This window comes from Candidatus Pelagibacter bacterium nBUS_25, from assembly GCF_051200975.1.
Classification (GTDB): domain Bacteria; phylum Pseudomonadota; class Alphaproteobacteria; order Pelagibacterales; family Pelagibacteraceae; genus Pelagibacter.
This window is the reverse complement of the sequence record NZ_CP172846.1, coordinates 102,952-116,239: the sequence shown is the minus strand read 5'-3', so window position 1 is coordinate 116,239 and position 13,288 is coordinate 102,952. Positions and strand designations below refer to the sequence as shown.

General features: G+C 30.9%; 11 protein-coding genes, 2 tRNA genes and 1 rRNA gene. 3 read left to right on the top strand and 11 right to left on the bottom strand.

The window, feature by feature from the left end:
- Window positions 1–79 precede the first annotated feature (79 nt).
- The 3 genes from ACIJYH_RS00600 to ACIJYH_RS00590 all read right to left on the bottom strand — a co-directional run bounded on the left by ACIJYH_RS00600 (window position 80) and on the right by ACIJYH_RS00590 (window position 1,814).
- Window positions 80–155: transfer RNA gene (locus ACIJYH_RS00600), tRNA-Ala, on the bottom strand.
- Between the two features lie 9 nt (window positions 156–164).
- Window positions 165–241: transfer RNA gene (locus tag ACIJYH_RS00595), tRNA-Ile, on the bottom strand.
- 98 nt (window positions 242–339) lie between these two features.
- Window positions 340–1,814 (bottom strand): 16S ribosomal RNA (locus ACIJYH_RS00590).
- A 336-nt stretch (window positions 1,815–2,150) separates the two neighbouring features.
- Here ACIJYH_RS00590 and ACIJYH_RS00585 point away from each other — a divergent pair.
- Entirely contained in the window at window positions 2,151–3,443 is a 1,293-nt protein-coding gene (locus ACIJYH_RS00585) for a peptidoglycan DD-metalloendopeptidase family protein (protein ID WP_435163184.1), read from the top strand.
- Here the strand turns inward: ACIJYH_RS00585 and ACIJYH_RS00580 are convergent.
- The 5 genes from ACIJYH_RS00580 to ACIJYH_RS00560 are packed head-to-tail and all read right to left on the bottom strand — an operon-like array spanning window position 3,440 to window position 8,119.
- On the bottom strand, window positions 3,440–3,877 hold the full coding sequence (locus ACIJYH_RS00580; RefSeq protein WP_435163182.1) for a DUF4167 domain-containing protein: 438 nt from the start codon (window positions 3,875–3,877) through the stop codon (window positions 3,440–3,442). The two genes, ACIJYH_RS00585 and ACIJYH_RS00580, sit on opposite strands and share 4 nt — an antisense overlap.
- A gap of 12 nt (window positions 3,878–3,889) precedes the next feature.
- The gene (prmC, locus tag ACIJYH_RS00575) at window positions 3,890–4,732 is read right to left on the bottom strand and encodes a peptide chain release factor N(5)-glutamine methyltransferase (protein WP_435163181.1); all 843 of its coding nucleotides are present in this window, start codon (window positions 4,730–4,732) and stop codon (window positions 3,890–3,892) included.
- Complete coding sequence (gene prfA, locus ACIJYH_RS00570) at window positions 4,733–5,806, bottom strand: peptide chain release factor 1 (RefSeq protein ID WP_435163180.1); 1,074 nt, start codon at window positions 5,804–5,806, stop codon at window positions 4,733–4,735. It lies immediately after the preceding gene.
- Window positions 5,784–6,902 carry a flavodoxin-dependent (E)-4-hydroxy-3-methylbut-2-enyl-diphosphate synthase gene (gene ispG, locus ACIJYH_RS00565; protein ID WP_435163178.1) on the bottom strand — a complete coding sequence of 373 codons (1,119 nt, stop codon included), beginning with the start codon at window positions 6,900–6,902 and terminating at the stop codon, window positions 5,784–5,786. Before ispG ends, prfA begins: the two co-directional genes overlap by 23 nt.
- Window positions 6,903–6,907: 5 nt before the next feature.
- Window positions 6,908–8,119 (bottom strand): aspartate kinase, encoded by a 1,212-nt coding sequence (locus ACIJYH_RS00560; RefSeq protein WP_435163176.1) that lies wholly within the window; start codon window positions 8,117–8,119, stop codon window positions 6,908–6,910.
- A gap of 78 nt (window positions 8,120–8,197) precedes the next feature.
- Between ACIJYH_RS00560 and ubiG the strand changes: the two genes are divergently transcribed.
- Window positions 8,198–8,920, top strand: a complete 723-nt coding sequence (gene ubiG, locus ACIJYH_RS00555; RefSeq protein WP_435163175.1) for a bifunctional 2-polyprenyl-6-hydroxyphenol methylase/3-demethylubiquinol 3-O-methyltransferase UbiG — start codon at window positions 8,198–8,200, stop codon at window positions 8,918–8,920.
- On the opposite strand, the gene ACIJYH_RS00550 is transcribed toward ubiG, so the two are convergent.
- From ACIJYH_RS00550 to argJ, 3 genes are read right to left on the bottom strand one after another with little or no spacing between them, the layout of a single operon-like run.
- The gene (locus tag ACIJYH_RS00550) at window positions 8,917–9,201 is read right to left on the bottom strand and encodes a DUF1178 family protein (protein ID WP_435163174.1); all 285 of its coding nucleotides are present in this window, start codon (window positions 9,199–9,201) and stop codon (window positions 8,917–8,919) included. The genes ubiG and ACIJYH_RS00550 overlap by 4 nt on opposite strands.
- Window positions 9,202–9,212: 11 nt before the next feature.
- The gene (locus ACIJYH_RS00545) at window positions 9,213–9,344 is read right to left on the bottom strand and encodes a hypothetical protein (RefSeq protein WP_435163172.1); all 132 of its coding nucleotides are present in this window, start codon (window positions 9,342–9,344) and stop codon (window positions 9,213–9,215) included.
- Window positions 9,345–9,383: 39 nt separating this feature from the next.
- Window positions 9,384–10,685 carry a bifunctional glutamate N-acetyltransferase/amino-acid acetyltransferase ArgJ gene (gene argJ, locus ACIJYH_RS00540; protein ID WP_435163171.1) on the bottom strand — a complete coding sequence of 434 codons (1,302 nt, stop codon included), beginning with the start codon at window positions 10,683–10,685 and terminating at the stop codon, window positions 9,384–9,386.
- A gap of 65 nt (window positions 10,686–10,750) precedes the next feature.
- Between argJ and secA the strand changes: the two genes are divergently transcribed.
- Window positions 10,751–13,288 carry a preprotein translocase subunit SecA gene (secA, locus tag ACIJYH_RS00535; protein ID WP_435163170.1) on the top strand — a complete coding sequence of 846 codons (2,538 nt, stop codon included), beginning with the start codon at window positions 10,751–10,753 and terminating at the stop codon, window positions 13,286–13,288.

The window sequence follows — 13,288 nt, the reverse complement described above, 5'->3', positions numbered from 1 at the left end:
ATAACATTACTAATGTTCGGATATAGATATTGATATTAATTATTAAATTTATTCACAGTTTTTATAACTAAATGTTTCCTGGTGGAGGATAGCGGGATCGAACCGCTGACCTCCTGAATGCAAATCAGGCGCTCTCCCAGCTGAGCTAATCCCCCAGTTAAGTATGGTGGGCCGAGAAAGACTCGAACTTTCGACCCCACCCTTATCAAGGGTGTGCTCTAACCAACTGAGCTACCGGCCCTACAAGAAGGAAACATTACTTTAAGAAGAGAAATGAGGACGGTCAACATTACCGATGTATATTATTTAGAATGAAATTTTACTTTCATTCATCCTTAGAAAGGAGGTAATCCAGCCGCAGGTTCCCCTACGGCTACCTTGTTACGACTTCACCCCAGTCGCTGACTATACCGTGGTCAAGGGTTTGAAACCTTGCCTTAAGGTAGAACCAACTCCCATGGTGTGACGGGCGGTGTGTACAAGACCCGGGAACGCATTCACCGTGGCACGCTGATCCACGATTACTAGTAATTCCAGCTTCATGCACTCGAGTTGCAGAGTGCAATCCGAACTGAGGTATCTTTTAGGGATTTGCTTAACTTCGCAGTCTTGCTTCCTGTTGTAGATACCATTGTAGCACGTGTGTAGCCCAACACGTAAGGGCCATGAGGACTTGACGTCATCCCCACCTTCCTCCAGCTTATCACTGGCAGTTCTTTCAGAGTGCCCAACTTAATGATGGCAACTAAAAGTGAGGGTTGCGCTCGTTGCGGGACTTAACCCAACATCTCACGACACGAGCTGACGACAGCCATGCAGCACCTGTGTTTCGTCCGGCCGAACCGAAAACTCTAATCTCTTAGAGTCGCGACGAACATGTCAAGTGTTGGTAAGGTTCTGCGCGTATCTTCGAATTAAACCACATGCTCCACTACTTGTGCGGGTCCCCGTCAATTCATTTGAGTTTTAACCTTGCGGTCGTACTCCCCAGGCGGTGTGTTTATCGGTTTCCCTGCGACACTGAAAATAAATTTCCAACGTCTAACACACATCGTTTACGGCATGGACTACGAGGGTATCTAATCCTCTTCGCTACCCATGCTTTCGTTCCTCAGTGTCAGTAATGATCCAGAAAGCTGCCTTCGCAATTGGTATTCTTTCTAATATCTACGAATTTCACCTCTACACTAGAAATTCTGCTTTCCTCTATCATACTCTAGCTGAAAAGTTTTAATGGCAGTTCCAGAGTTAAGCTCTGGGATTTCACCACTAACTTTTTCAACCACCTACGAACTCTTTAAGCCCAGTAATTCCGAACTACGCTAGGTCCCTTCGTATTACCGCGGCTGCTGGCACGAAGTTAGCCGGACCTTCTTATTCGGGTACAGTCATTTTCTTCCCCGACGAAAGAGCTTTACAACCCAAAGGCCTTCTTCACTCACGCGGCATCGCTGCATCAGAGTTTCCTCCATTGTGCAAGATTCCCCACTGCTGCCTCCCGTAGGAGTTTGGGCCGTGTCTCAGTCCCAATGTGGCTGATCATCCTCTCAAATCAGCTATTGATCACAGTCTTGGTAGGCCATTACCCCACCAACAAACTAATCAAGTGCAGGCTCATCCAATGGTGCATAAAGCTTTCTCCGTAAAGACTTATCCGGTATTAGCACAAGTTTCCTCGTGTTATTCCAGGCCAAAGGGCAGATACCTACATGTTACTCACCCGTCTGCCACTAAGTATTGCTACTTCGTTCGACTTGCATGTGTTAGGCGTGCCGCCAGCGTACGTTCTGAGCCATGATCAAACTCTCAAGTTTAAAAACGGCGCACACTAGCTTCTATATAAATTCTAAGAATAAAATTTATATAATGTTGAAGTGTGTACGACAAATTTTGGTAACCTTAACCGTCCACACTTCTCTTCTTAAATTTTTACTTTTTAAATAGCTAATTGGGTCTAAAAAGCCCAATAATCCACACTTATCTATTGTGTTAACAATAATATTCGTGAGAAAGTGTGACGCTTATAGGCTAATATAAAAGGAAATCAAGCATTTATGAATAAAAAAAATATTAAAAATTGATGATTTTATTGGGTTTTTTTTGATTTTTTCACCATGCTAAACTAATAATTCTAATCAAAACATTAATAAATGCTTAAAAAATTACAATCACATTTTTTTAAAAACTTAAAAATATCAGGATTAATTTTTCTAGTTATTTTTACAATAACAGTTGCAGTGTTATCTAATCATCAAAAAAGTTTAAGTAAAAATCAATATAATAATTTTATAAATAATATTTATTTCAAAAAAACTCTTAATGAAATTATTAATAACTTAGAACCTAAATATAAAAAATTTAATCACAAAATTAAATCTGGAGAAACTTTTGATAAAATTCTTAATGATTATTCAATTGAAAAAGAAGAAATTAGTGCAATTAAAGAAAGTCTTTTAAAAAAATTCAACATAAATAAATTAAATACTAATCAAAAAATTCAAATTATTTTAGATCAAACTAATAATAAAATAAAAGAATTTATTTTTCAAATCTCAAATACTGAAAAAATTTATTTATCAAAGAATAGTGACGAGTTAAAATTTAACGAAAAAATACTGACTGTAAAATTAGATAAAAAAATTATATATAAAGAAAATACAATACTTCAAAGTCTTTATAAAGCTGCAACAGATAAAAATATACCACCAAACACTATAATTGAATTTGCTAGAATTTATGGATTTCAAGTAGATTTTCAAAGAGATATTCGTAAAGAAGATATATTTCAAATTATGTATGAGGTGTTCGTTGATGAGAACAATAAAATAGTTGAGTCAGGGGAAATTCTTTTTGCAAATCTTAAGTTAAGTGGTCAAGATAATTCATTATATTATTTTGATAAAGAAAATGCTGAAGGTCATTATGATAAAAATGGAAAAAGTGTACAAAAGGCATTAATGAAAACACCTATTAATGGTGCAAGGTTGTCTTCATCATTTGGAATGAGAAAACATCCTATTGATGGATTTAACAAAATGCATAGGGGAACTGATTTTGCTGCACCAAAAGGAACACCAATTATGGCTTCTGGAAATGGTATAATCAAAAAAGCTGGTTGGTGTGGAGGTGGTGGAAATTGTGTTAAAATAAGACACAACTCTACATATGAAACAATTTATGCTCACATGTCAAAATTTGCACGAGGTATTAAAAAAGGTATTAGAGTTAAACAAGGTCAAACTATTGGCTATGTTGGCTCAACTGGAAAATCAACAGGACCTCATTTGCACTATGAAGTCATTGTCAATGGAAAAAAAGTTAACTCTCAGAAGCTAAAGCTTCCATCAGGTAAAGTTTTGAAAGGGAAAAATAGAAAACTATTTGAAACTATTAAAATAAAATTAGATGTTCAAAAGTCTGAAAAAATTATTGGATTAAACTAATTTGCTTCAGTTTTATTTTTCAGAATTGGTTTAATTTCTGCCACAATTTTCTCATCTTCAACACTACCTTCTTCAGATTTATCACGTGATTCCTGTGTTTCCAAAGCATTTTCATGAGATTTGTTTTCAGCAAATTTTAGTTTTTTATAATTTTCTTGTTCGTTCAAAATCCTTGTGAAGTGGTCGGCATGCTGAAGATAATTTTCAGACAATATCTTATCTCCATTAGAAGAAGCCTCTCTAGCTAAATCATTATATTTTTCAATTAACTTCGGAGCATTGTGGTTATTTCTGCCTGGAGCTTTTCTTTTAAAGTTGTCATTATTTGAATAATTTGATCCAAATTTTGGTCTATCTCCATTACTTTTATAATTTCTATCATTTCTTCTAAAATTATTTCTTCTAGTATTATTATTATTTCTAAATGTTACCATATATCTAATTAATTATATTTTGGTACTGACTATACAGCGATCATTCTTAGCAAGATCCTTAACAGTACTATTTATATAAAAATCCTTATTGTTTAATAATTTAATTACTTTACTTTTTTGATCAAAACCAATCTCTAAAATAAATTTTCCGTTTTTTTTTAACAGTTCAGATGATTTTTTTATAACTTTTCTGATTACTGATAAACCATCTAATCCACCATCTAGAGCTAATTTAGGCTCAAACTTTAAAACATCACTCTCCAAATATTTTAAATCACTTTTTTTAATATAAGGGGGATTAGAAACAATCAGATCATATTTGCCTTGAACAAATTTGTCAACATTTGATTTATAAAATTTTACTCTTTCATCTACAAAGAGCTTTTTTGCATTAATTTTAGATATTTCTAATGACTTTTTACTAATATCTATTCCAGTTCCATAAAAATTCTTTCTCTCTTTTAGGACACTCAAAAGAATGCACCCTGAGCCAACTCCAATATCAAGTATTCTTAAGTAATTCTTATTCTTAGTAACTTTTAAAATTTGCTCTATAACAATTTCTGTATCAGGACGTGGTATAAGAGTATTTTTATTGACACAAAATTCACTTTTCCAAAAAAACTTTTTGTTTAAAAGATAAGCTATTGGCTTTCTAGTAGCTCGTTCTTGAACTAATTTTTTAAAATATTCTAAATTATCAATATTTAAAACTTCATCATGATTTAAAATGATGTATTCACGATTTTTACCTAAAGCTTTACCCATTAAAATTTCTGTGTCGAGTTGGGCTGATAAAATAGATTTGTCTTTTAAAACATTTGTTCCTTCTATAATTGCTGACTGAATATTCATTTAATTTAAACTACTCAAACTATCTTCTTGTGCTTGCAGTGTTAATGACTCAATCATTTCATCAAAGGCTTCGCCCTCTAAAAATTCTTCTAATCTATGGAGCGTTAAATTAATTCTGTGATCTGTTACTCTTCCTTGGGGGAAATTATAAGTTCTAATTCTTTCAGATCTATCACCTGTCCCTATTTTTGTTTTTCTATCTTGTGATCTTTCCTGGTCAATTCTTGATCTTTCTAATTCGTATAACCTTGACCTTAAAATTTTCATACCTTTAGCTTTATTTTTATGTTGAGACTTTTCATCTTGCTGGGAAACAGATAGTCCTGTTGGAATATGGGTAATTCTAACTGCACTATCAGTAGTATTAACTGATTGTCCTCCTGGCCCACCGGCTCTAAAAACATCTATCCTAAGATCAGACTCATTTATTTTTAAATCAACTTCCTCTGCCTCAGGTAATACCGCAACTGTTGCAGCCGAAGTGTGAACTCTTCCTTGGGTTTCAGTATCTGGTACTCTTTGAACTCTATGGACGCCACTTTCATATTTTAAAGTTGAATAGATATTAGTTCCTTTTATTGATGCTATAACCTCTTTTAATCCTCCAGCATCACTTCTTGAAATTGAGATCAATTCTAGTGTCCATTTTTTTTTGTGACTAACTTTTTCATACATCTTAAAAAGATCTGAAGCAAACAGGCTTGCTTCCAAACCTCCTGTGCCTGCTCTTATTTCTATGATTGCATTTTTTTTATCAGCCTCATCTTTTGGAAGCAAAAATAATTTTAATTTTTTCTCATTTATTTCAAATTCATTTTTTAAATCTGTTAATTCTAATTCAGCCATATCTTTTAATTCTTTATCTGAAGAATTATCATCTAAAATTTTCTCTAAGTCTTTTTTGTCATTCTCATACGATAAATATTTTTTAGCATTTTCTATAATTTCGTTAACATCTGAATACTCTTTTGATTTTTCTGCAAATATCTTTTTGTCAATTTCACCAGAAGACAAATCTTTTTCTAATGATGAATGTTTTAATATAAGTTCTTCAATTGTTTTTGCTGGTATCATTGTTTTTTTCTAATTCTGAAGCTTTTTTTTCAACTTCAGTGACAACTTTATCAATTATTTCATTTGTTAATACTTTTTTACTCTGAACACCAGAAAGATAAAGCATATTGTTTCCCTTACCACCACCAGTAATACCCACATCTGTCATCGCTGCTTCACCAGGTCCATTCACTACACATCCAATTATAGATAGTGTAACTGGAGTTTTTATATGTGATAATTTATCCTCTAAAATCTTAACAGTATCAATTACTTGAAATGCTTGTCTTGCACATGATGGGCAAGATATAATCTTAACTCCTCTATTTCTTAATCCTAATGACTTTAAAATTTCATTACCAATTTTAATTTCTTTTACCGGGTTATCAGATAGCGAAATTCTTATAGTGTCCCCAATTCCATCTAAAAGTAGTGCTCCAAGCCCAATAGATGATTTTACACTTCCTGAAACAAAACCACCAGCCTCTGTTATTCCAAGATGTAATGGATAATCCATTACTTTTGAAAGTTGTCGGTAAGCTGCAATTGATAAAAAAACATCAGACGACTTAACACTGACTTTGAAATTAAAAAAATTTTGGTCTTCTAAAATTTTTATATTTCTTAAAGCACTTTCCACTAAAGCTTCTGGACAAGGTTCTTTATATTTTTCAAGAATATCTTTTTCAAGTGATCCTGCATTAACACCAATTCTTATTGAACAATCATTATCTTTTGCTGCACTTAAGATATCGTAAATTTTTTGTTTATCACCAATATTACCTGGGTTTATTCTCAAACATTTTGCTCCATTTTCAGCAGCTTCTATTGCTCGCTTATGATGAAAATGAATATCTGCAATAACTGGCAGTTTTACATTTTGAGTTATGTCTTTTAATGCTCTTGTAGAGTCCTCATCTGGACATGAAACTCTTACAATGTCTGCTCCTTCTTCATGAATTGCATTTATTTGATTAATTGTAGCTTTAACATCGGTTGTCAAAGTATTGGTCATTGACTGAACTGAAATTGGATTGTCTCCACCAACCATTACATCACCAACATTTATTACTTTGGTTTTTTTTCGATTAATATTTCTGAAGGGCCTGAGGCTCATAAAATTTAGTCTAATTTAAATTCTTTATGTAATACAGCTATAGCTTTTTTTACTTGATTAGCAGCAACTAAAACTGAAATTTTGATTTCAGAAGTAGATATTACTAAGATGTTTATCTTTTTTGAAGCTAAAGCTTGAAACATTCGATAAGTTATTCCAGGAGTTGTTATCATTCCAACTCCAATAATTGAAACTTTAGATACATTCTTATCAAAAGATAATTTTTTATAGGATATCTTTTTATTCTGTTTTATTAATTTTTCTGCTTTTTTTAGGTCATCACACTTGATTGTAAATGTAAGATCTGTCTCTTTACCATTAAGTGAAATATTCTGAACAACCATATCTACATTTATCAAATTATGAGATAGTGGTTTAAAAATGGATGCTGCTACTCCCGGTCTATCTTTAACTCCTTCAATTGTAATTTTTGCATCATTTTTTGTTGATGAAATTCCAGTAATTATTTGATCACTAAAGGCTTTGGAAGAATTTGTGATCAACGTTCCAGGCTTTGAAACAAATGAGGATTTAACTTGTATATCTATTTTATTCAGTTTTGCATCTTGGACGGAAGTTGGTTGCATAACTTTTGAGCCTAAAGAAGCCATCTCTAACATTTCATCATAAAATATTTTTTTAATTTTTTTTGCATTTTTGTACTGTCTAGGATCCGTGGTATAAACACCATCTACATCAGTATAAATTATACACTCATCTGCTTTAATAAATTTAGCTAACATAATTGCTGTAGCATCTGAGCCACTTCTACCAATTGTCGTTAGTCTATAATTTTTGTTTATTCCTTGAAAACCAGTTATCACAGGAATACCTCCAGTTTTTAGATAGTTTTTTAATTCTTTTGAAACTACCCTATTAATTCTCGCTGCTGAGTATGGACCCTCAGTTATAATCGGTATCTGCCAAGATAACCAAGATCTAGATTTAAACCCAACATGATTTAATCTTCCCGCTATTAAGGCACAAGAAACTTGTTCTCCTGTAGACAATAGAGTGTCATATTCTGCCTTGTCAAAATTGTTACTTATTAACTTTGATTTATTTACTAGTTCATTTGTAACACCACTCATAGCAGAGGAGATTACTACAACTTTATATTTCTTCTTTTTGTAGGAAGATATAATTTTACATACCTTTTTAATTCTATCGATACTTCCTACGGAAGTTCCACCAAACTTTAAAACAACAGTTTTCATTGATCAAAAATATTTATTATAATTTAATAAATAATTGATAAAATACATCTTAGTTGTTATGTCAACTAATTATCGATTATGAGTAGTGTAAATAAAAAAGAAATTGAAAAATTTTCAAAAATGGCAGCTGAATGGTGGGACCCAAGTGGGAAATTTAAACCACTTCACAAGTTTAACCCAATAAGAATTAAATATATTAGAGAAAACATTATTAGTAGTTTTAAATTAAAAGCTAAACAAAAACCTTTAGATAAAATTAATATATTAGATATAGGATGTGGGGGTGGACTTCTTTCCGAGCCAATGACAAGATTGGGCGCAAATGTAACTGGAATTGATGCATCAAATAAAAATATTAATATTGCAAAGTTGCATGCAAAAAAAAATAATCTTGAAATTAATTATTTATGTACATCGCCTGAAAAATTAAAAATTCAAAAAAAATTTGATGTAATTTTAAATATGGAAATAGTTGAACATGTTGAAGATATCAATTTTTTTATAAATTCTTGTTCAAAACTTCTTAAAAAAAATGGTCTTATGTTTGTTGCAACTCTTAATAAAACATTAAAATCATATATGTTTGCAATAATTGGAGCAGAATATGTTTTGAGATGGCTTCCAATAGGAACTCATGATTGGGAAAAATTTGTTAACCCAGAAGATCTTAAAAAAATTTTAAATAAAAATAATTTAAAACTAGAAAAGTTAGATGGAATGAATTTTAATATAATTAAAGATGAATGGAGTGTTTCCTCAGATACTTCAATTAATTATATTGTAAAATCTATAAAACTCTAATTATCTTTGTCCTCTACCCAAGGTATCATCTGAGCATCAATACCCTCTTCTTTCAGCTCAATAAGATCTTTCTTGGAAGCATTTCCATAAATGCCTTTGGGTTTCTTTTTAGGATTATAGTGTATAGATCTAGCTTCATACGCAAAATTTTCACCAACAAACTTAAAATTTTCTTTAATAAATTTTTGATAACTTTTAATAGTTTTTTTTATGTTGTTATATTTATCTAGTTGTAAATCATTTTCTGTATCTTTTTTGTTATTCTTAATACTTGGTGCCATAAGTGTTTTGTCTACTTTTGTAGAATTACAAATAAGACAGGATAAAAGATTTTTTTTTTTAATTTTTCAAATTCCTTGGATGATGCAAACCAACTATCAAAAGTAGTTTCACAATTTTTGCATGCTAATTTGTATTTGATCATATTCCAGAAATAATTATTATCGTAAAATTTTCAACACTACTAACTTCTGTAGTCTGCATTAATATCAATATATTTTTTTGTAAAGTCCATTGTATAAACAGTAAAACTTTTCTTTCCTGTAAAAATTTCAATATCGAGATCAATATTTTCATTTTTCATATACTCTGCAGTCCTTGTCTCATCATAATTTTGATATAATTTTCCATCTTTTACAATTTTCAAATTTCCAAATTTAATTAAAAGTTTTTTCAAATTTATTTTTGGTCCAGCTTTGCCTATTGCCATAATTATTCTGCCCCAATTAGGATCCTCACCAGCAATTGCAGTTTTAACTAATGGTGAGTTAGCAATTGAAAGACCAATCTGCTTAGCCTCTATTTCTGATTTACACTTTTTAACATTAATCGTCACAAACTTTGAAGATCCCTCACCATCTGAAACCACTCTTTTTGCTAAATTTAACAAGACCTTATTTAGAGACTTGTCAAAATTTTGTATTTTTTTATCATTTATATTTTTAATTTGAGCATTATTTGCTTTACCTGTTGCAAAAATAGTTGCCATATCATTAGTACTTGTATCGCCGTCACAAGTTATGGCATTAAAAGTTGTTGATATATTTTTTTTAAGCAATTTATTCAAAATATCATTTGATATTTTCGCATCCGTAAACACATAAGCTAGGGTAGTTGCCATATTTGGATGGATCATCCCTGAGCCTTTTGCTATCCCATAAATCCTAATCTTTTTGTTAGCAATTGTACATTCTTCCATTGCCATCTTTGGTTTAGTGTCGGTTGTCATAATACTAAGTGCAGCTTTCATCCAAATAAATTTATTTTGGGTATATTTAATTTTATTAATTAAACTTGAAATTTGATTAGAAATTTTTTCATAGGGATAAGGTTCTCCAATAGTTCCTGTACAACCAAACATTATATCTTTTGGTATAATTTTTTTTGCCATATCTTCATCTTGTTCTTGTTTTTTAGTTAATTCAGATGAAATAGTTTCTGATAAATTTTTTAAACTTTCATATCCTTGTTTGCCCGTAAAAGCGTTGGCATTCCGAGTGTTGACTAGAAGAGAATAAATTCTTTTGCTATTTTGATTTAAATTCCATTTAATATTCTCAGATACTATTTTTGACTGTGTATATACTGAAGCATAATTGGCTCCATCTCTAAAATAAAACATAGCCAGATCATCTCTATTATCATTGTACAAATTTGCACTAACAACAGCGATAGACAGACCATCAACATGGTCAAGGTCTTGAAAATCAATCATTCTAGCATTTTTTGATTTTGAAGATAAAAAGTTTGATAAATTAATTCCCATAGTGTTTAAAATAATAATTTAATACATATATTAAACAATATAAGTAAAGAATAAATCAAATACTCATGTTTAATCCATTAAATCTAATCACAAAATTTATTAAATCTAGCAATCAAAAAGAACTGGATAGAATTGGTAAAATTGTAAATACAATTAATTCACTTGAAGATGAATTTAAAAAACTAGATGACTTAGATTTTCCAAAAAAAACTCAAGAATATAAAGATCAAATTAATCAAGGAAAAAACTTAGATGAGCTTTTGCCAGAGGCATTTGCGCTAGTAAGAGAGGCTTCAAAAAGAACCCGTAATGAAAGACACTTTGATGTTCAAATGATCGGTGGAGTTGTCCTTCACGAAGGAAAAATTGCAGAGATGAGAACTGGGGAGGGGAAAACTCTCACAATTTCTCTTGCTGCCTATTTAAATGCCCTTGCTGAAAAAGGTGTTCATATTGTTACTGTTAACGATTATCTGGCAAAAAGAGACTCTATAGAGATGGGGCAAATCTACAACTTTTTAGGTTTGTCATCTGGTTACATCAATAACGATCAAGATGATAATGAAAGAAAGAGAAATTATAATTGTGACATCACATATGCAACCAATAGTGAACTTGGGTTTGATTATTTAAGAGATAATATGAAATTTTCAGAAAATGAAATGGTTCAAAGAGAACATTCATTTTCTATAGTTGATGAGATCGATTCGTGTCTAATCGATGAGGCCAGAACTCCGTTGGTTATATCTGGTTCAGCTGAAGATAAAACTGCTCAGTATCTTGCTGTTGATAAACTTGTAAGACAGTTAAACGATAAAGATTATGAAATAGATGAAAAAGAAAAAAGTATTCTTTTAACTAACGATGGAATTAATAATGTGGAGAGAATTTTTTCCAGCGCTGGTATTTTAAAAAATAATAACTTTTATGATCCTGAAAATTTACATTTAGTTCATCATGTCAATCAAGCGCTTCGAGCTAATCATTTATTTGAAAAAGGTAAAGATTATATTGTTAAAGATGAAAGCTTGAAAATTATAGATGAGCTGACTGGTAGAATACTTGAGGGTAGAAGATTTGGTGATGGTTTACATCAAGCACTAGAAGCAAAAGAGCGAATAAATATTCAAGCAGAAAATCAAACCTTAGCTTCAATAACATATCAAAATTATTTTAAACTTTATAAAAAAATATCTGGATGTACTGGAACTGCTGCAACAGAAGCTGAAGAATTTTTTGAAATTTATAATTTAACTGTTGTGATTATTCCAACTAATAATGAAATGATTAGAAAAGATCATAATGATCAAATTTTTAGAACAGAAAATGAGAAAAATAATGCAATTATTGAAAAAATTGTTGAATGTCATAATGATGGTCAACCAATTTTAATTTTCACATCTAGCATTAACAAATCTGAAATTTACTCAACCTTGTTAAAGAAAAAAAATATTAAACATGTTGTATTAAATGCTAAAAATCATGAGAATGAAGCAGATATAATAGCTAATGCAGGTAAAGAAAAATCAGTAATTATCACAACAAGTATTTCTGGAAGAGGGGTAGATATTCAGCTAGGTGGAAGGAAAGGGTCTATAGAAGAGGTTCAACTTAAAAAAGATAAAAACAAAATAAAATCTTTAGGTGGGTTATTTGTAGTTGGAACTGAAAGAATGGAGTCAAGGAGAGTTGATAATCAAGCAAGAGGTAGAGCAGGAAGACAAGGCGATGAAGGTAGCTCCATATTTTATGTGAGTCTTGAGGACGATCTAATGAGAATTTTTGGATCAGAGTCTATGAATAAAATGCTAGAAAAATTAGGGCTTAGGAATGGAGAAAGCATTGATCACCCATGGATTAACAAAGCACTAGAAAGAGCTCAACAAAAAGTGGAAGCTAGAAACTTTGATATTAGAAAAACTTTAATTAAATTTGATAATGTTTTAAATGATCAAAGGCATGTCATATTTTCTCAAAGAAAAAATGCAATGAATAGTCTAAATATATTTGACTACTCTGATGAATTTTTGGAAGAAATAATTCAAGATATCATTAAATTAAAAATTCAAAATTTATCAAATCCTAAAAGTAATGAGTTTAGTAATCGTCTGAAACAGATTGTTGGTAAAAGTTTTGATGAATTAGAATTGAAAGAATTAATTTCTGCAAAAGATGAAGAAATAAAAGAAAAAATTATAAATAAATTTTCAGACTCAAGAAATGAAAGAATTAAACTTTTAGGTGAAGATCATGCAAAAGAAATTGAAAAAAGAATTTTTTTACAGTCAATAGATTTAAATTGGAAATCACATATTCAATATTTAGAACAACTAAGACAGGTGATTGGGCTTAGATCTTATGGGCAACGGGACCCCTTAATCGAGTATAAAAAGGAAGCTTTTGATCTATTTTCAAATTTATTAAATAAATTAAAATTAGATTTTGTAACTATATTAATGAATTTAAAAGTTGTTACAGAACAACAAGAAGAAAACAAAAAAACAATGGTAGATCAAATTAAAAGTGGGAAAAAAATTGGTAGAAACGAACCTTGCTCATGTGGCTCTGGAAAAAAATTCAAACATTGCTGTGGTGCTTTATAA

What these genes read in the sequence shown, in the direction of transcription:
- ACIJYH_RS00585 (WP_435163184.1), top strand. Translation starts at nt 2,151, where the DNA reads ATGCTTAAAAAATTACAATCACATTTTTTTAAAAACTTAAAAATATCA.
- ACIJYH_RS00580 (WP_435163182.1), bottom strand. Translation starts at nt 3,877, where the DNA reads ATGGTAACATTTAGAAATAATAATAATACTAGAAGAAATAATTTTAGA.
- prmC (WP_435163181.1), bottom strand. Translation starts at nt 4,732, where the DNA reads ATGAATATTCAGTCAGCAATTATAGAAGGAACAAATGTTTTAAAAGAC.
- prfA (WP_435163180.1), bottom strand. Translation starts at nt 5,806, where the DNA reads ATGATACCAGCAAAAACAATTGAAGAACTTATATTAAAACATTCATCA.
- ispG (WP_435163178.1), bottom strand. Translation starts at nt 6,902, where the DNA reads ATGAGCCTCAGGCCCTTCAGAAATATTAATCGAAAAAAAACCAAAGTA.
- ACIJYH_RS00560 (WP_435163176.1), bottom strand. Translation starts at nt 8,119, where the DNA reads ATGAAAACTGTTGTTTTAAAGTTTGGTGGAACTTCCGTAGGAAGTATC.
- ubiG (WP_435163175.1), top strand. Translation starts at nt 8,198, where the DNA reads ATGAGTAGTGTAAATAAAAAAGAAATTGAAAAATTTTCAAAAATGGCA.
- ACIJYH_RS00550 (WP_435163174.1), bottom strand. Translation starts at nt 9,201, where the DNA reads ATGGCACCAAGTATTAAGAATAACAAAAAAGATACAGAAAATGATTTA.
- ACIJYH_RS00545 (WP_435163172.1), bottom strand. Translation starts at nt 9,344, where the DNA reads ATGATCAAATACAAATTAGCATGCAAAAATTGTGAAACTACTTTTGAT.
- argJ (WP_435163171.1), bottom strand. Translation starts at nt 10,685, where the DNA reads ATGGGAATTAATTTATCAAACTTTTTATCTTCAAAATCAAAAAATGCT.
- secA (WP_435163170.1), top strand. Translation starts at nt 10,751, where the DNA reads ATGTTTAATCCATTAAATCTAATCACAAAATTTATTAAATCTAGCAAT.